This window comes from Streptomyces sp. (assembly GCF_036566765.1).
GTDB lineage: Bacteria > Actinomycetota > Actinomycetes > Streptomycetales > Streptomycetaceae > Streptomyces.
The window spans coordinates 1-18,638 of sequence record NZ_DATCVQ010000373.1 but is presented as its reverse complement, the minus strand read 5'-3'; the positions used below and the strand labels follow the sequence as shown (position 1 = coordinate 18,638).

Genomic DNA, 18,638 nt, shown 5'->3' with positions numbered 1-18,638 from the left:
GCCGGAGTCGGCCGCGCACTCGGTCTCCGCGACGACCAGCTCGGTCTCGGCCACCCGGGTCCGCACACCCGGCAGCGCCGCGCGCAGCGCGTCGGGGTTCGCGTACCGGTGTCCGCGGCCCGTCATGCACGCCGCCCACGCCGTCACCGACCGGCGGAACCCCGGGTCCGCGCGCACCTTCGGCACGTACAGCGGCGTCAGGTTCGCCACCGTCAGCCGGGCCTCGAACCAGCCCCGCAGGTCGCCGTACAGGCGGCGCTGCGCCCGCGCCGTACACCCCTGGTCGCTCGCCGCCACCACGCCGCCGCCCGGCATCCGCGCCGAGAGGCCGACCGGGCGGGCGCCGTTCAGGGCCGCCAGCGCGGCCTTCTGCCGCCGGGGCGGCAGGCCGCGGAAGTAGCGTTCGTTGGGGTCGGCCGCCTTCAGCGCGGCGATCCGGCGCTCCTCGTCGCGGCCGAAGCCGTGCGCCCGCGCCCAGGCGACGTCGTCGACGACATACGGGAAACGGCGCGGCGGCGGCTCCTGCGGGACCCGGATCTCGTACCGGAAGCCCCGCTCGGCCAGGCAGTCGGAGATCAGTCGCTGTTCGGCCCGGGTCAGGGACTGCTGGTCCGACCACGTGAGCGTCGAGGGGGCGGGCGCCGCGCGTTCCTCCGTCGGCGCCGCGCAGCCTCCCGAAGCCGTCAGCGCGAGCATCAGCATCGCCAGGACCGCCGGTCGCACGCTTCGTCTCCCCCTGGTCGGCCGCTCCGTCCGGACAGCGCCCAGGCTGCCCGCCGGCGCTCGGGCGAATGCGCATCGACGCAGGTGAAACGTTGCCTCCTCCCCCGGAAGGGTGGCCGTCTCACAAGATCCGAAGAATGATCGGGGGGAAGATCGAGAAGTCGGGCGAGGAAGTGCCGCTCACGCGTCCCGTACGAACGCGGTCAGCCTCGCGACGTACTCCCGCGCATGCGTGATGTGCGGGATGTGGGCCGCGCCCTCGATCGTCTGCCGGCGCGCCCGGGGCAGGGCCGCTGCCAGCCGGTCCAGGACGGTCGAGAACCAGGCCGGGCTCTCCGTGCCGCCGCTCAGCAGGACCGGGGCGTCGAGGCGGGCCAGGGGGCGCAGGTCGAGCTCCGCCCAGCGGGCGTCCTGCTGCTCGTCCAGGAACGTCTGCCCGTGCCGTACGAACGTGGCGCGCAGCGCGTCCGGCAGCTTCTCCCACTCGCCCGGGCCGAGGGCGACCTCCTCGACGAAGATGCGGGCGGCCGCCTCGTCCTCGCCGTGGCGGAGGTGGTCCACGGCGGCGTCCATGGACATCAACGTCGGCTGCAGCTCCGCCATGGACGCGGCGTCGTCGGCCACCACCCCGACCAGCGGGGGCTCGTGGACCGTGAGCGAGCGGAAGAGCTCGGGCCGGCGGGCGGCCAGACCGAGGGCGATCGACGCGCCGAAGGAGTTGGCGGCGACGTGCGCCGGGGCGTGGCCGAGCGCCTCGATCAGCGCGGCGAGGTCGTCCTCGTCCTGGGTGCGGGTGCCCTGGCCGGGCTCCGTCCCGCTGTCGCCGTGGCCCCTGCGGTCGTACGCGACGGCGGTGAACGACGCCCTGATGTCGGCGTCGATCGCGGGCCGCCAGCTGTTGTGGTCGTTCCACGAGCCGTGGACGAGGACGAGCGGTTCGCCCGCGCCGACGGTCTCGTACGCGAGGTCGACGCCGTTGGCGCGCACCATCTGGGGCATACGGTCACTCCTCGTCGGACGGGTCGGGGCGGGTCGGGGCGGCTCATCTCGCAGCGTCGCCCGGAAACGCGACGGCCGCATCCGACGACCCGTCGGATGCGGCCGAATGGCACGGGAGGATCACACCGCGACCGCCTCTGTCTCGGGCTCGGGCTCGGACGAGGGCTGGGCCGTACGACGCGCCACCCTGCCGCGCAGCGCCAGCGTCCCCGCCGCCGTCAGCAGGCCCGCGGTGAGGGCGCTCCACCACAGCGTGGCCGCGCCCAGCGAGGTGTAGACGCCGACGCCCAGCGTCAGTGCGGCGAACCGGGCCACGCCCCACGTCCAGCTGAACGCCCCCTGGTAGCGGCCGCGGGCGTGCGCCGGGGCCAGGTTGGAGACGATGGCGGCCGCGATGCCCGCCACCACGACCTCGCCCAGGGACCAGACGGCCACCGAGACCGCGTACCCGGCGACGCCGTCCGCGAGGCCGGTCAGCGCGACGCCGAGGGCGATCAGCATGCTGCCCGCGGCCTGCACCGGCAGCTGCGGCAGACGGGCGAGGCGGGCGGAGGCGAAGGGCTGGAGGGCGACCACCACGATCGCGTTGATCGCCGCCATCGTCCCGTACACGGCCGGGGAGAGGCCGCTGTCGTGGATCGCGAGCGGCAGGGCGACCTCGGTCAGGGAGTAGACGAAGAGCTGGACGCCGAAGAGGGGGAGGAGGATGAGGAGCAGGCGGTCGCGGAGGACGACCCCGTACCCGACCCCGTCCGCCTGCTTCTGCGCTGACGGAGCCTCCGGGCGGGTCTCCGTCAGCCGGGTCGCGACGATCGTCGCGTAGAGCAGCATCGTCCCGGCGTCGACGGCGAACAGCAGCCAGTACCCGTGCGCCGCGAGGAACCCGCCGAGGACGCCCGCGACCGCTGTGCCGATGTTGATGCCCCAGCCGAACAGGGCGTACGCCTGCTGCCTGCGCTCCGCGCCTACCGAGTCCGCCATCAGCGCGTACGCGGCGGGGGCGACCATCGTGCCGGTCGCGCTGACCAGCAGCGCGGCGGCCGCCATCGTCCACATGCCGGGAGCGGCGAACAGCGCGCCCACCGCGGCCGCCGAGCCGAGCAGGCCGATCAGCATGGTCGGACGCCGGCCGACGCGGTCGGCGAGGAGCCCGCCGACCGCCGGGCCGATGAGGTTGCCCGCGCCCAGGGCGCCGAGGACGTAGCCGACGTCGGAGCCCGTGACGTTCCGCTCGGCGAGGAAGAAGACCAGGAACGGCGTGACCATGAAGCCGATGCGGTTGACGACCGCGCCGGCGAAGACGGTCCAGACGGTGCGCGGCAGTCCGCGGAAGGTGGAGAACATGCGGCGAAGCCTGCGCCCGTTCCCCTACCCCCGCCCAATGATTAAGCTCAGACCGAATCCAACAGGGGTACCAGAAGGTGGGGCGCGTCCATGGAATCAGAACTCAGCTTCTCCGCGGCCGACTTGGCGCAGACCCGGTTCGCGGTCTCCCCCATGTGGGAGGTCGTCACCAGCTTCGGCGTGCTGCGGCGCGCGGACGTCGAACCCGGGCTGCACCAGCGCTGGGCCGCGCAGGTACGGCCCCGGCTCGTCGAGGCCGGGCTCGACCGGGGCTGGCTGGCCGAGCTGATCCCGGGCAGCAGCTATCTCGCCGACTTCCTGAATCCGACCCCCGCCACCCCGTTCCCCACCCTCGACGCCGAGCTCGACGCGATCTGCCGGACGGCGCCCGAGCGGGTCCACATCGAGCTCGACATTCTGGGCGGCAAGTCCGACAGCCGCCCCAGCCCCCGGCTCCGGGTGCTGCGCGAGGCGCCGGAGGCCGCGCTCGAGAAGATCGCCGCGGAGATCAGGAGCTACTGGGAGCTGGCGCTCGCGCCGTACTGGGCCCGGGTCCGCGACCTCCTGGAGGCGGACGTCTTCCACCGGGCGCGACAGGTCGCCGAGCACGGCGCCGCGCATGTCCTCAACGAGCTGCACGAGACGGTGCGTTGGGACGACGGCAGCCTGCGTCTCGTGCGCCGCCACTGCGCGCTGACCCGCGACCGGGCCGGGTCCGGGCTGCTGCTGATCCCGTCCGCCTTCGCCTGGCCCCGGGTGCTCACTCGCTCCGTACCGCCCGAGCCGCCGCAACTCGCCTACCCGGCACGGGGAGTCGGGACGCTGTGGGAGCCGCGGGGCGTCGCCGCGTCGGACGCGGTCGCCGCCGTGATCGGCCGGTCCCGAACGCTGCTCCTGACCGAGCTCGACACCCCGGCCTCCACCACCCAGCTGGCCCGCCATTCCGGGCTCTCGGCCGCCGGGGTCTCCCAGCATCTGACCGCGCTGCGCGACGCGGGCCTGGTCACCGCGCACCGGGCGGGCCGGTCGGTGCTGTACGCGCGGACGGCGGTGGCGGACGCCCTTCTGACGGCGCAGGGAGCGTAAACCTCCTGGCGGGGTTGCCTTGGAGTGCGCTCCAACTTCTAAGGTGCGGCGAGAAACAGCCGTACGGCCATGTCATGGCCGAGAACCGTACCCAGCAAGGGAGTTCGGCCATGCGCTACCGCGTCCTCGGCGGCACCGGCATCGAGGTGAGCACGTACTGCCTCGGCACGATGATGTTCGGCTTCATCGGCAACCCCGACCACGAGGCCTGCGCCCGTGTCGTGCACGCGGCGCTCGACCAGGGCGTCAACTTCGTCGACACCGCCGACATGTACTCCGCGGGCGAGTCCGAGGAGATCGTCGGCAAGGCGCTGGGCGGCGGGCGGCGCGACGACGTCGTGCTCGCCACGAAGGTGCACTTCCCGATGGGCGAGGGCCCCAACCGGAGCGGGAACTCCCGGCGTTGGATCGTCCGCGCGGTGGAGGACAGCCTGCGCCGGCTCGGCACCGACTGGATCGACCTGTACCAGGTCCACCGGTCCGACCACCGCACGGACATCGAGGAGACGCTGGGCGTGCTCGGCGACCTGGTGACGCAGGGCAAGATCCGCGCATTCGGCTGCTCGACCTTCCCGGCCGAGGAGATCGTCGAGGCGCACGCGGTCGCCGAGCGGCGCGGGCTGCAGCGGCCGCGGACCGAGCAGCCGCCGTACTCGATCCTGGCGCGCGGGGCCGAGACGTCGGTGCTGCCGGTGGCCCGGCGGTACGGGATGGGCGTGCTGACGTGGAGCCCGCTGGCGTCCGGGTTCCTGACCGGGCGGCACCGGAAGGGCAGCCCGATCGACATGACGAGCGGGCGGCCGGCGCTGATGCCGGCCCGGTTCGACCCGGAGTCGCCGACGACCGCGGCGAAGCTCGACGCGGTCGAGCAGCTGGTCGCGCTCGCGGACGAGGTCGGCTGCACGCTGCCCCAGCTGGCGATCGCGTTCGCCGCGTCGCACCCGGCGGTGACCTCGGTGATCATCGGCCCTCGGACGGAGGAGCAGCTCGCCGGGCTGCTGAAGGGCGCGCCGCTGGTGCTGGACGACGCGGTGCTCGACCGGATCGACGAGATCGTCCCGCCGGGCACGAACCTGTACCAGCCGGACGGCGTCTGGCGGCCCCGCTCCCTGACGGATCCGGCGGCCCGCCGCCGCCCGGTCGCGGACCGCGCGGCGGCGGACCCGGCATAGCGCCCGGCCCGTGCTCCCCACGGGTGGAATCGGGGCGTCGCGGGCGCGCTGCCGCGCATTCCGGCGCGGCACCGCGTCCCCTGGAGGGGACTGACGGACGGGACCGACCCGCCGACCCCCGAGGGAGCGACGTCGTGAAGTACATGGTGATGGTGCAGGGCTCGCAGGCGGACTACGACGCCATGAAGGGCCAGGGCTCCGCGGGGGCCCCGGCCTGGAGCATGGACGACGTGCACAGGATGATCGTGTTCATGGACAAGCTCAACGGCGAGCTGACCGCGAACGGCGAGATGCTGGACGGCCAGGGCCTCACCGAGCCCGCCCGCACCCGCTTCGTCACGGCGAACCCCGCCGGCCCCCCGATCGTCCGGGACGACCCGTACGACCGCGCCGAACAGCTCCTCGCCGGCTACTGGATCCTCGACTGCGCCAGCCTCGACCGCGTCACCGAGATCGCCGCCCGCATCACCGAATGCCCGGTACCGGCGGGCACGAAGGACTACCCGGTGGTGATCCGCCCGATCGACGAGGTCGGTCCGGGGAAGTGAAAGCCGCTCTCAGTGCACGTGCGGGCCGCCCGTCGTGCGGGGTCTGCCCGGGGGGACCAGGAGGGGGGTGAGGAGGGCGGCTGCGGCTGCGGCCAGGGCGCAGGCGGTGAAGGCGGTGCGGTAGCCCGCGAGGGTGCCGGTGGTGATGCTCGTCGCGGCGATCGTGGAGACGACCGCGACGCCGATCGAGCCGCCCACCTCGTGGAAGGTGTTGACGATGCCCGAGGCGAGGCCCGCCTCGTGGGGGTCGATCATGCCGAGGGCCGTGGCGGTGGCGGTGACGAAGACCGCGCCGAGGCCGAGGGCGGCGACCGCGAGGGCCGGGAGCAGGGTGGCCCACGGGTTGGAGTCCGCCGTCAGGAAGGGCAGCGGGGCGCAGCCGAGGGCGGTGAGCGTCAGGCCGCCCGCCGCGCAGATCCTGCTGCCCAGGACGCCGACGAGCCGGGCGCCCAGGTGGGCGCCGACCCCCGTGGTGACCGCGACCGGCAGGAAGACCAGGCCGGTGCGCAGGGCGTCGAAGCCGTACAGGTGCTGGAGCTGCACGGAGCCGAGGAAGAAGAACGAGATCAGCAGCGCCGTCGCGACCAGCATCAGGAACGAGCCCGCGACCACCGGCCGCCGGGTGAACATCCGCAGGTCCATCAACGGGGCGCGGCTCGCCCGTTCGACGGCGGCGAAGATCCCGTACAGCACGAGCGAGCCGAGCAGCGGCAGCAGCGTGGAGGCCGACGTCCAGCCCGCGTCGCCGGCGCGCACCAGGCCGTAGACGAGCGCGCCGGTCGCGGCCGTGACCAGGAGCGCGCCGGGGACGTCGAGGCCGCGCGGCCGCTGCGGGGCGCGCGCCGGGACCACCGCCGGGAGCGCGGCGAGCAGGGCGACGCCGACGGGCACGTTGACGTAGAAGACCCACTGCCAGCCCGGGCCGGCCGTCAGCGCGCCGCCGAGGAGGACGCCCGCCGCGGAACCCGACCCGCCGATCGCGGCCCAGACGCCGAGCGCCTTGTTGCGCTCCGCGCCGTGGAAGCCCGTCGTGACGAGGGAGAGCGCGGCCGGTGAGAGCAGCGCGGCGCCGACGCCCTGCGCGATCCGCCCGGCCAGCAGCGTCGGCGCATCCGGGGCCAGGCCGCAGGCCAGGGACGCGACCGTGAAGAGCCCGAGCCCGGCGAGCAGTGTGCGGCGGGCGCCGATCCCGTCCGCGAGCCGGCCGCCGAGCAGCATCAGACCGCCGAAGCAGAGGGTGTACGCGGTGACGACCCACGTCAGTGTGGAGCGGGCGAGGTCGAGGTCGGCCGCCATGCTCGGCAGCGCGACGTTCACCACGGTCACGTCCAGGATCAGCATGAACTGGGCCGTGCAGATGAGGGCGAGGGCCGTCCAGCGGCGTGGGTCGGCGGAGACCGGTGGCGAAGGGGCGTGGGTGTGGGTGTGGGCGTGCGTCATAATTGAACTGTACTGTTCAGTTCAGATGTACTCAAGAGTTCAGTTGGATTGGTAGGGTCCGCTCATGAGCGCCCAGTCCGCCAAGCCCGCCCCCACCGGAGCCCGCGCCGCCCGCAAGCGGCAGGACATCGTGCGGGCCGCCCGCACGCTCTTCCTCCGCGAGGGCTTCGGCGTCGGCATGGACGCGATCGCAGCCGAGGCGGGCGTCTCCAAGGTGACCGTCTACAACCACTTCGGCAGCAAGGAAGCCCTGTTCACCGCCGTCGTCGCCGGCGCCCTCGACGAGCCCCTCGCCGCCGGCGGGGACCCCGAAGGGCCGGATCTCGCGCGGCTCGCCGAAGCCGAGGGGCCGGCGGAGCTCAAGGCCGCCCTCACCGACGCCGGCCGCGCCTGGATCCGGGCCGTACGCACCGACGACGAGGGCCGCGCGCTGCGCACCCTCGTCGCCACCGAGCTCCACCGCTTCCCCGAGCTGGGCCGCGCCTGGCGCGAGCACGGCCCGACAGGGCACCACCCGGCCGTCGCCGAAGCACTGGGCGCCCTCGCGGACCGGGGCCGCCTCGCGATCCCCGACCTGGAGGTCGCGGTCCTGCAGCTGTACTCGCTGCTGGTCTTCCCGCAGATGGTCTTCGAGCAGCACGGCACGGAGCTCTCCGACGACCTCGCCGAGCGGCTGCTCGCGGACGGGGTGGAGATGTTCCTGCGCCGGTACGCGCCGTAAAACGCACCGAGGGCCGGGGCTCCGCCGTACGGAGTCCCGGCCCTCGGCCCAAGAATCGGCGTCAGTCGACCGCGAGGCCCTTCAGCCGCTTCGCGATCTTCGTCAGACGCGCGCCCTGGTAGCGGGCGGCCTCGAGCACGTTCTCCTCCGGCTCACCGTTGGCGCCCGCGTGCGCGGTGCCGTACGGGTTGCCGCCGGCGGCGTAGACGGCCGGGTCGGTGAAGCCGGGCGAGACGATGACCGAGCCCCAGTGGTGGAAGGTGTTGTAGAGCGCGAGCAGCGTGGACTCGTTGCCGCCGTGCAGGTTGTGGGCGCTGGTGAAGGCCGTCGCGGGCTTGTCCGCGAAGACGCCGCGCTGCCACAGGCCGCCGGTGGTGTCGATGTACTGCTTCAGCTGCGCGGAGACGTTGCCGTAGCGGGTCGGCGAGCCGAAGGCGTACGCGTCCGCCCACTCCAGGTCGTCGAGGGTCGCGACCTCGACCTCGTCGTGGGTGGCGTCCACGTGGGCGCGCCAGGCGGGGTTCCCGTCGATCGCCGCGTCGGGGGCGAGCTCGGGCACGCGGCGGAGGCGGACCTCGGCGCCGGCCTTCTCGGCGCCCTCGGCGACGGCCTGGGCCAGCTGGTGGACGTTCCCCGTGGCCGAGTAGTAGACGACTGCAACCTTGACGGACATGATCAGGCCCTCCAGAGACCGCTCAACCGGATTTGTTTCCGCTTCAATGACGCCGAGCTTAAGCGGATAGTCTTCCACTTCGCAAGGGGAACCTCGAAGGAACCGGATACCGCTCCCGATATGCTCGACTCGACGGAGACGACAAGGGGGCACAGACGAAAGGGCGGGACCACCGGATGAGCGCGCACGTACCCCAGGACAACGGCCTCGGCCCCAAGCCGGCCCCGAGCCCCGGCCCCGCCGTCGGACTCGGCCTCCAGGCAATACCGCTGCTCCCCACCACGGACCGCCCCGCCCCCGAGCGCGCCGACGCCGCCCGCAACCGCCGCAAGATTCTCGACGCGGCCGCCCGGATCGTCGCCGAGCAGGGCCCCGAGGCCGTGACCATGAACGCCGTCGCGCACGCCAGCGGCATAGGCGTAGGGACGGTCTACCGCCGCTTCGGCGACGTCTCCCAGCTCCTGTGGGCGCTCCTCGACGACCGGGAGCGCCAGTTCCAGGAGGCGTACATGGCGGGCCCGCCGCCGCTCGGCCCCGGCGTCCCCGCCGACGAGCGCCTGCACGCCTTCCTCGACGCCCTCGTCGACCGGGTCATCGAGCAGCGCGAGATCCTGCTGGCAGCACAGTCCGCCGCCCCGTCGGCCCGCTACACCTCCGGCGCCTACCTCGCCATGCACGCCCACCTCGCGATGCTTCTCGCCCGCCTCCGCCCCGAGGCCAACGGCCCGCTCCTCGCCCATCTGCTGCTCGCCCCGTTCTCCCCCAGCCTGATGCACCACCTGTCGGCGGAAAGGGAGTTGTCCGCCACCGAGATCAAGGCCGGGCTCAACGCGCTGCTGAACCTGCGGGGATGAGCGGCTCCAGACCGTCCACTCCGTGAACAGCCGCTGGACCCCGGCGGTCCGTCCGGCGCACGATCGCGCCATGACGACCACCCCGCCGAAGACCTTCCTGATCCTGCACGGATTCGAGAACCACCGGCCCGAGGGGCACTGGCAGCACTGGCTCGCCGGCCAGTTGCGGGAGCGCGGGCACGCGGTGCGGTACCCGCAGCTGCCGGAGCCGGACGCGCCGGTGCTCGCGGACTGGCTCGACGCATTGGAGGAGCACGGCGCACGGCCGGAGGAGGGCGAGTTCGTCGTGCTCGCGCACAGCCTGTCGGTACTGCTGTGGCTTCGGGCGGCCGCGACGGTCGATGCCGACCGGGTGCTGCTCGTGGCCCCGCCGTCGCCGCCGGTGACCGCGTCCGTCCCGGAGATCGCCGCCTTCGGCGAGGGGCTCGACCTCGACGCCGTACGGCCCGAGGCCCCGGCCCGGCTCGTGTACGGGGACGGGGACCCGTACTGCCCCGAGGGCGCCGACGTGCACTACGGGATCCCGCTCGGCCTCGACATGGACCACGTGCCGGGCGGCGGGCACCTCAACCCCGCCTTCGGGTACGGGGCGTGGGCCTCGGTGCTGGATTGGTGCGAAAACCCCGAGACCCGGGTGGGCGGCTGCCGGTAGCGTCGGGCGGATGTTCCCGGAGACCGAACCGTACGCGCAGGGCCTGCTCGATGTGGGCGACGGCAACCGGATCCACTGGGAGGTCTCCGGCAACCCGGACGGCAAGCCCGCGGTCGTCGTGCACGGCGGGCCGGGGTCCGGGGCGTCCCCCCATGCCCGGCGGCTCTTCGACCCCGCGCTGTACCGGATCGTGCAGTTCGACCAGCGCGGCTGCGGCCGCTCCCTCCCGCACGCGAGCGACCCGGCCGCCGACCTGTCCGTGAACACCACCGCGCACCTGGTCGCGGACATGGAGCGGCTGCGCGCGCACCTCGGGATCGACCGCTGGCTGCTGTACGGCGGCTCCTGGGGCTCCACCCTGATCCTGGCGTACGCCGAGACGCACCCGGCCCGCGTCTCCGAGATCGTCATCGCGGCCGTGACCATGACCCGGCGCTCGGAGACCGCCTGGCTGTACGGGGGCGTGGGCGCGTTCTTCCCGGAGGCGCACCGGCGCTTCCGGGAGGGTGTGGGCGCCGATGACGGCGTGGCGCCCGCCGAGCTCATCGCCGCGTACGCCCGGCGGATGAACGACCCCGACCCCGCCGTACGGCAGAAGGCAGCCGCCGACTGGTGCGCCTGGGAGGACGCCGTCCTCTCGGGGGAGGGGCAGGGGACCCCGTACTCCGACCGGGTCGACTCCGCACGGCTCGCCACCGTCCGGCTCTGCTCGCACTACTTCGCCCACGGGGCCTGGCTCGACGAGGGCGCGCTGCTGCGCGACGCGCACCGGCTCGCCGGAATCCCCGGCGTTCTGATCCACGGCCGCCAGGACATGGGCGGCCCCCTGATCACCGCCTGGGAGCTGTCCCGCGCCTGGCCCGACGCCGAGCTGCACGTCGTCGAGTCCGCGGGACACCTCGGCGGCGGCGAGACCCGCGCTCTCGTCCTGAAGGCCCTGGCCGGCTTCGCGGAAGGGTGACCGGCCATGCGGTGGGCCCGGTGGAGCGGGATCATCGAAGCATGACCACCGAGATCCACCTCGCCCAGCAGCCGGAGGCCGACGAGCTGCTCGGCCGCTCCCCGCTCGCCGCCCTGGTCGGCATGCTGCTCGACCAGCAGGTCCCCATGGAGTGGGCGTTCTCCGGCCCGTACACGATCACCCAGCGTCTCGGCGGCGACGACCTGGACGCCGGGCAGATCGCCGCGTACGACCCCGAGGCCTTCGCCACGCTGCTCTCCGAGAAGCCGGCCGTGCACCGCTACCCCGGCTCGATGGCCAAGCGGATCCAGCAGCTGTGCCGGTTCCTGGTCGACGAGTACGGCGGCGACGCGGCGGCCGTCTGGTCGGACGCGAAGACCGGCAAGGAGCTGCTCGACCGGCTGAAGGCGCTGCCCGGTTTCGGGGCGCAGAAGGCGCAGATCTTCCTGGCGCTGCTCGGCAAGCAGTACGGCGTGCGCCCGACCGGCTGGCGCGAGGCCGCCGGACCGTACGGCGAGGCCGACTGCTACCGCTCGGCCGCGGACATCACCGGGCCCGAGTCCCTGTCGAAGGTGCGGGAGTTCAAGCAAGAGGCGAAGCGCGCGGCAAAAGCCGCGAAAGCCTCCGGGAATTGAAGATTCCGGATGTCAATCCTGCTAAATGTGGCATGAATTGCGCCCGATCTGTTCACAGAATGCCCCGGAGATCGCTAACTTCCCTTCAACCTCGTCCGTACCGGGAAGGACCTCTGTGAACGCATCCCATCGCAGAGCCGCGGCCACCCTGGCCGCCGCCGCACTCGCGACCCCGCTCCTGCTGGCCACCGCCTCTCCCGCCACCGCCACCTCGGACCCCGCGGCCGCGCCCGCCCGGGACGCCGCGAAGCTGGCGAAGAAGCTGGTCCGCGAGACCTCTGCGGCAGGCGCCTACAAGCACCTGCAGGCTCTCCAGGCGATAGCCGACTCGTCCGGCGGCCACCGCGCCGCCGGCTCGCTCGGCCACGACGCGTCCGCCGCGTACGTGTACACGCAGCTCAAGAAGGCCGGCTACACCGTCTCGTACCAGAAGTTCGAGTTCCAGTACACCGAGACGCAGGCCGAGAAGCTCTCCGTCGTGTCGCCCGCACCGCGCGACGTCGAGATCAAGGCCATGACGTACACCAAGTCGACGCCGGTCGGCGGCCTGAAGGCCGACCTGGCGGCCGTCCCGGTCGACGCCACCACCGGCTGCGAGCCGGGCGACTTCGCCTCCGGCACGTTCACCGGCAAGATCGCGCTGATCAAGCGCGGCGGCTGCACCTTCGCCGCCAAGCAGGAGAACGCCGCCGCGGCCGGCGCCGCGGGCGCGATCATCTACAACAACACCGCCGGCGCGCTGTCCGGCACGCTCGGCGACCCGGCGGCCGGCAAGATCCCGACCGGCGGCGTCACCCAGGCCGACGGCGAGAAGCTCGCCGCCGACCTCGCGGGCGGCCCGGTGAACGTCTCCTTCGAGATCCGTCAGCTCCAGGAGAAGCGCACCACCAACAACGTCATCGCCGAGACCAAGGGCGGCAACGCGGCTGACACCGTGATGCTCGGCTCCCACCTCGACTCGGTGACCGCCGGCCCGGGCATCAACGACAACGGCTCCGGCTCGGCCGGTCTGCTCCAGACCGCGCTCGAACTGGCCGAGTCCAAGGCGAAGGTCCGCAACAAGGTCCGCTTCGCCTGGTGGTCGGCGGAGGAGAACGGCCTCCTCGGCTCCGAGCACTACGTCACGAACATGAGCGAGCTGGACAAGAAGGAAGTCAAGCTCTACCTCAACTTCGACATGATCGCCTCGCCGAACTACGGCCTGTTCGTGTACGACGGCGACGACTCCGACGCCGTCGGCGCGGGCCCCGGCCCGGCGGGCTCGGCCCAACTCGAGCGCGACATCACCGACTTCATGGACAAGCGCGGCGTCCCGCACGAGGGCACCGACTTCACCGGCCGCTCCGACTACGGCCCGTTCATCGAGGTCGGCATCCCCTCCGGCGGCACCTTCACCGGCGCCGAGGGCATCAAGACGGCGGCCCAGGCGGAGAAGTTCGGCGGCCAGGCGGGTGTCGCGTACGACGTGAACTACCACGCCAAGGGCGACGACATCTCCAACATCAACATGACGGCGTTCGACGCCAACATCGACGTCATCGCCAACGCCGTGGGCACCTACGCCCACGACATCAGCTCCCTGAAGCGTCCCGTCGTCTCCACCCCGACGGACGGCGGCGCCAACGGCGGCGGCCTGCACGACGGCCACCACGAGGTCACCGAGTAACACCGGCCCGCTTTCACGGTAGGGGTCGGGGGTCCTCCCCCGGCCCCTACCGCCTTCTCCTCGACGTGCCGAAGAGCGAGCGGCTGATCTCCCGGCCCAGCTGCGTGCCGACCGACCGGGCCAGCGACTTGAACATCCCGCTGCCCACCACCTGTTGCACCAGCGACTCGTCGTCGTCCTCGACGTCCTCAGGGGCCGCTTCCGGAGCCGGCTCCGGCGTCGTACGGGTCGGCGCCTCCTGCGCCGACAGCCGCTCGTACGCCGACTCCCGGTCCACCGCCTGCGCGTACCGCCCGTACAGCTCCGAGCCCTTCACCGCAGCGTCCAGCGCGGCCGCCTCGATCGGGCCCATCAGCGACTCGGGGGCCCGCAGCCGGGTCGCCGCCACCGGTGTCGGCGCGCCCGTCTCGCTCAGCACCGTCACCACCGCCTCGCCCGTCCCCAGGCCGGTCAGGATCTCCTCCAGGTCGTACGCCGAGTTCGGGAACGTCCGCACCGTCGCCTTCAGCGCCTTCGCGTCGTCCGGCGTGAACGCCCGCAGCGCGTGCTGCACCCGGTTGCCCAGCTGTGCCAGCACGTCCCCCGGCACGTCCTTCGGGGTCTGCGTCACGAAGAACACCCCGACGCCCTTGGAGCGGATCAGCCGCACCGTCTGCGTGATCGACTCCAGGAACGCCTTCGACGCCCCGCTGAACAGCAGATGCGCCTCGTCGAAGAAGAAGACCAGCTTCGGCTTGTCCAGGTCCCCGACCTCCGGCAGGTCGTGGAACAGGTCCGCCAGCATCCACATCAGGAACGTCGAGAACAGCTGCGGCTTGTCCTGCACCGCCGGCAGCTCCATGACGGACACCACCCCGCGCCCGTCCGCCGCCGTCCGCAGCAGCTCCGCGGTGTCGAACTCCGGCTCCCCGAAGAACCCGCTCGCGCCCTGCTGCTCGAACGCCGTGAGCGAGCGCAGGATCACCCCCGCCGTCGCCGTCGAAAGCCCGCCGATCCCCTTCAGCTCCGGCTTGCCCTCGTCCGACACCAGGAAGGCCGCCACCGCCCGCAGGTCCTTCAGGTCCACCAGCTCCAGACCCTTCTGGTCCGCGTAGTGGAAGATCAGGCCGAGCGACTGCTCCTGCGTCTGGTTCAGCTGCAGCACCTTCGACAGCAGCACCGGCCCGAAGCTCGTCACCGTCGCCCGCACCGGGACGCCGGGGCCGGTGCCGCCGAGCCCGTAGAACGCGCAGGGGAAGCCCGTCGCCGCCCACTCCTGCCCGACCTGCGCCGCTCGCTCCCGGACCTTCTCGCCGTCCTGCCCGGGCGCGGACAGGCCCGACAGGTCGCCCTTCACGTCCGCCAGGAAGACCGGCACACCGTGCGCGGACAGCTGTTCGGCGATCAGCTGGAGCGTCTTCGTCTTGCCCGTGCCGGTCGCGCCGGCGACGAGCCCGTGCCGGTTGAGCACACCGAGGGGGATCCGGATCCGCCCGCCCGGGTGACAGCCCCCGTCCCACAGCAGCGCCCCCAGATCGAGTGCGTCGCCCCGGAACGCGTACCCGGCGGCGATGTCAGCGGCGGGCCCCTGCAAGGCCCCTTCCGCGGTGGTCGGCGGCTGGTCGCTCACGCTCATCGGGGGACCCCAATTCCGGGTTTGCGGCACTTTGACCCAGCATCGCACCGCGTCCGCGTGGCTGCGCCGGGGACCGGTCGCCCGGTAGGCTCTCCGTGTGATCTTCAAGCGCATCGGTACCGGGAAGCCGTATCCCGACCACGGCCGGGAAAGCACCCGGCAGTGGGCGGACGTCGCGCCGCGCCCGGTCCGCCTCGATCAGCTCGTGACCACCAAGGGCCAGCTGGACCTGGAGACGCTGCTCGCCGAGGACTCGACCTTCTACGGCGACCTCTTCGCGCACGTCGTGAAGTGGCGCGGTGACCTCTACCTCGAGGACGGACTGCACCGCGCCGTGCGCGCCGCGCTCCAGCAGCGCCAGGTGCTGCACGCCCGCGTGCTGGAAATGGACTGAACCGCTCCACGGAGCTGACCCTTTCGGGGTCTCTTGCGGCCCATCCGGACGCGATCACATGATCATCAAGTAGGCAACACCGGCGGGTCGCATTACGCTGCGCCCATGAGCATGCTCACTCCCCCCGGTATGGGCGGAAAGTACCGCATCACGGGCAACACTTACCCGCGCATGCGGCGCCCCCGCCGCCGCCGCAGGATCGCGCTCGCGTCACTCGCCGCCGTGGTCGTGCTCAGCGCGGCCGGGTGGGGGACGATGCAGCTGGTCGACGTCTTCTCCGGACGCGACGACGAAACGAAGACCGCGGCCTCCCGCGCCGCCGACTGCAAACCCGTCGCCAAGCCCAGCGCCACGCCCGCGGCCGCCGCCGGGCTGCCCAAGCCGGCGCAGATCACGGTGAACGTCTACAACGCGACCCCTCGCGGCGGCCTCGCCAAGACGACGGCCGACGAGCTCAAGAAGCGCGGCTTCGTCATCGGCAAGGTCGGCAACGCCCCGGCCGCGTACGACAAGAAGGTCCCGGGCGCCGCGATCCTGCTCGGCTCCCCGGCGGCCGCCAAGGGCGCGTTCCCGGTCCTGGGCGCCCAGCTCAAGGTCGCGACGACGAAGATGGACGGCCGGACCACGGCCGACGTGGACCTGATCATCGGCACGGCCTTCAAGACCCTGGACCCCAAGACGACGGCGGACGCGGCTCTGGTCGCGCTGACCGCGCCCAAGAAGCCCGCGCCCGCGCGCAAGTGCTGAAAAAGGCCGGCCCCCACGGGGACCGGCCTTCCGTACAACCCGTCCGGACAGTCCCTAGTCGACCGACCCGTACATGCGGTCGCCCGCGTCGCCGAGGCCCGGCACGATGTAGCCGTTCTCGTTGAGCCGCTCGTCGACCGAGGCCGTCACGACCGTCACCGGCGTGCCCGCCAGCTCGCGCTCCATCAGCTCGACGCCCTCCGGGGCGGCGAGCAGCACGACCGCGGTCACGTCGTCCGCGCCGCGCTTGATGAGCTCCTGGATCGCGGCGACCAGCGTGCCGCCGGTGGCCAGCATCGGGTCCAGGACGTACACCTGGCGGCCCGAGAGGTCCTCCGGCATCCGCGTCGCGTAGGTCGACGCCTCCAGCGTCTCCTCGTTGCGGATCATGCCCAGGAAGCCCACCTCGGCGGTCGGCAGCAGCCGCACCATGCCGTCGAGCATGCCGAGGCCGGCGCGCAGGATCGGGACCACCAGCGGCCGGGGGTACGACAGCTTCACGCCGGTCGTCGGCGTGACGGGGGTCTCGATGTCGACCTGCTCGGTCCGCACGTCCCTGGTGGCCTCGTAGGCGAGCAGGGTGACCAGCTCGTCGGCCAGCCGGCGGAAGGTCGGGGAGTCGGTGCGCTTGTCGCGCAGCGTGGTGAGCTTGTGGGCGACCAGCGGGTGATCGACGACGTGGAGACGCATGCGTCAACAGTAGCCCGCACTGGCGTCGACCCACGCCCTGGAGGGAAGGTGGACGTACACGGAAATCCAGTCCGTGGGGTGGTGGGCCATGCCGGAACAGCAAGCGCACGAGGAGCCGCGCGAGACCGACGCCGAGCGCCGGCGCCGCCGCGCCCAGTTCCTGCGCGAGCTGAACGAGGCGAAGGCGCTGCGCGAGCGCGTCCAGCCCCGGCGCGCCCGAGCGGCCCGGATGCGCCAGGCCATGCGCATGCGCACGTTCCGCTGGTAGATCCGCTGCTCGTAGATCCACTGCACGGATCCGTCGGGGCGTCCGGACCTCAGACTGATGCACGACGCAAGAGCCGAAGACCTCTCCTCAAGCCGCTCTTTCTGCCACGATGCCGATTGGGCGGGGCGACGATGCGCACCGCCGGACAGACACACCTCTGATCAGTGGGAGAGTCACGGTGTACTTCGCCGCACTGCTCGCGCGCACCGAAGACGGGTGGGAAGCGAGCGACACGGAACTCGACGACGTGGAGACCCTGTCCGACCTGGCCGAGCTCGCCCGCGAGGCGTCGGTCGACGAGGACACGGTGGTCGTCTACATCGAGCAGGAGGACGCGTGGTTCGGCATCGTCCGGATCGAGGGCGAGGACGACCCTCGCATCTTCGTCTCGGACGCGGCCGCCGCAGCTCGCTCCTCCTACGGGGAGATCCTGACCAAGGAGCTCCTGGGCAAGGACGGGGACGACGACGCCGACGAGCTGGACGCGCTGGACCTCGACGGCACGGAGGACGGAGAACCCCTGGAGCTGGAGGAGGAGAAGGACGACCCGGGCACGACCGCCGACGCCGTGCCCGCCGCTCCGGTCGGCGACCGGCTGATCCTGGCCGACCTGGGCCTGTCGGAGAGCAGCCTGCTGACGCTGGAGACCGACGCGCTGGCGGAGATCGCGGACGCCCTGGGCGCCGCGGAGGTTCTGGAGACCGTTCGCTAGTGACCCACCCCGTACCACCCGAGTCGGGACCGGCCGCCGCCGGTCCCGACCGCGTTCCCGATGTGCCCGATCGCCTTGCCGATGCGCCCGGCTCCGCCCTCGATCCCGCACGAGACCCCGTACGCGACCCCTGGAAGCCCGCGATGCGCCTCGCGCTCGCCGCGGCCGACGAGGCCGCACGGGCGGGCGACGTGCCGGTCGGCGCGGTCCTGCTCGGCCCCGACGGAGCGGTCCTGGCCACCGGCCACAACGAGCGCGAGGCGACCCACGACCCCACCGCGCACGCGGAGGTCCTCGCCCTGCGCCGGGCCGCCGAACGCCTCGGGGAGTGGCGGCTGACCGGCTGCACCCTCGTCGTCACCCTGGAGCCCTGCGTGATGTGCGCGGGCGCGCTGGTGCAGGCGCGGGTCGACCGGGTCGTGTTCGGCGCCGTGGACGAGAAGGCGGGCGCGGCCGGCTCGCTCTGGGATCTCGTACGCGACCGCCGGCTGAACCACCGCCCCGAGGTGATCCTGGGCGTGCTCGCGCAGGAGTGCTCGGCGCAGCTGACGGCCTTCTTCCGCGACCGCTGACCGGCCCGCGCACCCGCCCCCGACCTGCCGGGGGATACGGATTTCATCGCGGGGGCACCTTTGGGCTAAGCTCTCTCTCGGTAGCGTGTCCGAGCGGCCGAAGGAGCTCGCCTCGAAAGCGAGTGTGGCGCAAGTCACCGAGGGTTCAAATCCCTCCGCTACCGCT

Annotated in this window: 21 protein-coding genes and 1 tRNA gene; 15 read left to right on the top strand and 7 right to left on the bottom strand. The window is 72.6% G+C overall.

The features are described from left to right. The 3 genes from VIU94_RS21970 to VIU94_RS21960 form a co-directional block, all read right to left on the bottom strand. Window positions 1-723: hypothetical protein (locus VIU94_RS21970; protein ID WP_331913564.1), on the bottom strand; the 723-nt coding region annotated here is incomplete at its 3' end. A 180-nt stretch (window positions 724-903) separates the two neighbouring features. Continuing rightward, complete coding sequence (locus VIU94_RS21965) at window positions 904-1,722, bottom strand: alpha/beta fold hydrolase (protein WP_331913563.1); 819 nt, start codon at window positions 1,720-1,722, stop codon at window positions 904-906. Window positions 1,723-1,842: 120 nt separating this feature from the next. Continuing rightward, entirely contained in the window at window positions 1,843-3,066 is a 1,224-nt protein-coding gene (locus VIU94_RS21960) for an MFS transporter (protein WP_331913562.1), read from the bottom strand. A gap of 90 nt (window positions 3,067-3,156) precedes the next feature. Here VIU94_RS21960 and VIU94_RS21955 point away from each other — a divergent pair, with 90 nt between their 5' ends. The 3 genes from VIU94_RS21955 (at window position 3,157) to VIU94_RS21945 (ending at window position 5,872) form a co-directional block, all read left to right on the top strand. Next, window positions 3,157-4,152 carry an ArsR/SmtB family transcription factor gene (locus tag VIU94_RS21955; protein WP_331913561.1) on the top strand — a complete coding sequence of 332 codons (996 nt, stop codon included), beginning with the start codon at window positions 3,157-3,159 and terminating at the stop codon, window positions 4,150-4,152. A 110-nt stretch (window positions 4,153-4,262) separates the two neighbouring features. Continuing rightward, window positions 4,263-5,324 (top strand): aldo/keto reductase, encoded by a 1,062-nt coding sequence (locus VIU94_RS21950; RefSeq protein ID WP_331913566.1) that lies wholly within the window; start codon window positions 4,263-4,265, stop codon window positions 5,322-5,324. A 134-nt stretch (window positions 5,325-5,458) separates the two neighbouring features. Beyond that, window positions 5,459-5,872 carry a YciI family protein gene (locus tag VIU94_RS21945; protein ID WP_331913560.1) on the top strand — a complete coding sequence of 138 codons (414 nt, stop codon included), beginning with the start codon at window positions 5,459-5,461 and terminating at the stop codon, window positions 5,870-5,872. A gap of 9 nt (window positions 5,873-5,881) precedes the next feature. On the opposite strand, the gene VIU94_RS21940 is transcribed toward VIU94_RS21945, so the two are convergent. Then, window positions 5,882-7,312 (bottom strand): MFS transporter, encoded by a 1,431-nt coding sequence (locus tag VIU94_RS21940; RefSeq protein WP_331913559.1) that lies wholly within the window; start codon window positions 7,310-7,312, stop codon window positions 5,882-5,884. 64 nt (window positions 7,313-7,376) lie between these two features. Between VIU94_RS21940 and VIU94_RS21935 the strand changes: the two genes are divergently transcribed. Beyond that, complete coding sequence (locus tag VIU94_RS21935; RefSeq protein WP_331913558.1) at window positions 7,377-8,033, top strand: TetR/AcrR family transcriptional regulator; 657 nt, start codon at window positions 7,377-7,379, stop codon at window positions 8,031-8,033. Window positions 8,034-8,094: 61 nt separating this feature from the next. On the opposite strand, the gene wrbA is transcribed toward VIU94_RS21935, so the two are convergent. Further along, window positions 8,095-8,706: an NAD(P)H:quinone oxidoreductase gene (gene wrbA, locus VIU94_RS21930; RefSeq protein WP_331913557.1), complete on the bottom strand. Its 612-nt coding sequence runs from the start codon at window positions 8,704-8,706 to the stop codon at window positions 8,095-8,097. Between the two features lie 176 nt (window positions 8,707-8,882). Between wrbA and VIU94_RS21925 the strand changes: the two genes are divergently transcribed. The 5 genes from VIU94_RS21925 to VIU94_RS21905 all read left to right on the top strand — a co-directional run bounded on the left by VIU94_RS21925 (window position 8,883) and on the right by VIU94_RS21905 (window position 13,474). Next, the gene (locus tag VIU94_RS21925; protein WP_331913556.1) at window positions 8,883-9,560 is read left to right on the top strand and encodes a TetR/AcrR family transcriptional regulator; all 678 of its coding nucleotides are present in this window, start codon (window positions 8,883-8,885) and stop codon (window positions 9,558-9,560) included. A 70-nt stretch (window positions 9,561-9,630) separates the two neighbouring features. Continuing rightward, window positions 9,631-10,212 (top strand): RBBP9/YdeN family alpha/beta hydrolase, encoded by a 582-nt coding sequence (locus VIU94_RS21920; RefSeq protein WP_331913555.1) that lies wholly within the window; start codon window positions 9,631-9,633, stop codon window positions 10,210-10,212. Window positions 10,213-10,222: 10 nt separating this feature from the next. After that, window positions 10,223-11,173 (top strand): prolyl aminopeptidase, encoded by a 951-nt coding sequence (gene pip, locus VIU94_RS21915; RefSeq protein ID WP_331913554.1) that lies wholly within the window; start codon window positions 10,223-10,225, stop codon window positions 11,171-11,173. 41 nt (window positions 11,174-11,214) lie between these two features. Beyond that, a complete protein-coding gene (locus VIU94_RS21910; RefSeq protein WP_331913553.1) occupies window positions 11,215-11,808 on the top strand; it encodes an HhH-GPD-type base excision DNA repair protein in 594 nt (197 codons plus the stop codon). A gap of 115 nt (window positions 11,809-11,923) precedes the next feature. Beyond that, window positions 11,924-13,474, top strand: a complete 1,551-nt coding sequence (locus VIU94_RS21905; RefSeq protein WP_331913552.1) for a M28 family metallopeptidase — start codon at window positions 11,924-11,926, stop codon at window positions 13,472-13,474. Between the two features lie 46 nt (window positions 13,475-13,520). Here VIU94_RS21905 and VIU94_RS21900 read toward each other — a convergent pair whose 3' ends face one another. After that, complete coding sequence (locus VIU94_RS21900; protein ID WP_331913551.1) at window positions 13,521-15,089, bottom strand: helicase HerA-like domain-containing protein; 1,569 nt, start codon at window positions 15,087-15,089, stop codon at window positions 13,521-13,523. 97 nt (window positions 15,090-15,186) lie between these two features. On the opposite strand from VIU94_RS21900, the gene VIU94_RS21895 reads away from it, so the two are divergent. Next, the gene (locus VIU94_RS21895; RefSeq protein ID WP_331913550.1) at window positions 15,187-15,483 is read left to right on the top strand and encodes a type II toxin-antitoxin system VapB family antitoxin; all 297 of its coding nucleotides are present in this window, start codon (window positions 15,187-15,189) and stop codon (window positions 15,481-15,483) included. Window positions 15,484-15,588: 105 nt separating this feature from the next. Then, the gene (locus VIU94_RS21890; RefSeq protein ID WP_331913549.1) at window positions 15,589-16,230 is read left to right on the top strand and encodes a LytR C-terminal domain-containing protein; all 642 of its coding nucleotides are present in this window, start codon (window positions 15,589-15,591) and stop codon (window positions 16,228-16,230) included. Between the two features lie 54 nt (window positions 16,231-16,284). Here VIU94_RS21890 and upp read toward each other — a convergent pair whose 3' ends face one another. After that, window positions 16,285-16,920 (bottom strand): uracil phosphoribosyltransferase, encoded by a 636-nt coding sequence (gene upp, locus VIU94_RS21885; protein ID WP_331913548.1) that lies wholly within the window; start codon window positions 16,918-16,920, stop codon window positions 16,285-16,287. 88 nt (window positions 16,921-17,008) lie between these two features. Here upp and VIU94_RS21880 point away from each other — a divergent pair, with 88 nt between their 5' ends. The 4 genes from VIU94_RS21880 (at window position 17,009) to VIU94_RS21865 (ending at window position 18,636) form a co-directional block, all read left to right on the top strand. Next, window positions 17,009-17,188: a hypothetical protein gene (locus VIU94_RS21880; RefSeq protein ID WP_331913547.1), complete on the top strand. Its 180-nt coding sequence runs from the start codon at window positions 17,009-17,011 to the stop codon at window positions 17,186-17,188. A gap of 178 nt (window positions 17,189-17,366) precedes the next feature. Then, on the top strand, window positions 17,367-17,900 hold the full coding sequence (locus VIU94_RS21875) for a tRNA adenosine deaminase-associated protein (RefSeq protein WP_331913546.1): 534 nt from the start codon (window positions 17,367-17,369) through the stop codon (window positions 17,898-17,900). Between the two features lie 143 nt (window positions 17,901-18,043). Then, window positions 18,044-18,472, top strand: a complete 429-nt coding sequence (gene tadA, locus VIU94_RS21870) for a tRNA adenosine(34) deaminase TadA (protein WP_414720984.1) — start codon at window positions 18,044-18,046, stop codon at window positions 18,470-18,472. 79 nt (window positions 18,473-18,551) lie between these two features. After that, a tRNA-Ser gene (locus VIU94_RS21865) sits at window positions 18,552-18,636 on the top strand. The last annotated feature ends 2 nt before the right edge of the window (window positions 18,637-18,638 follow it).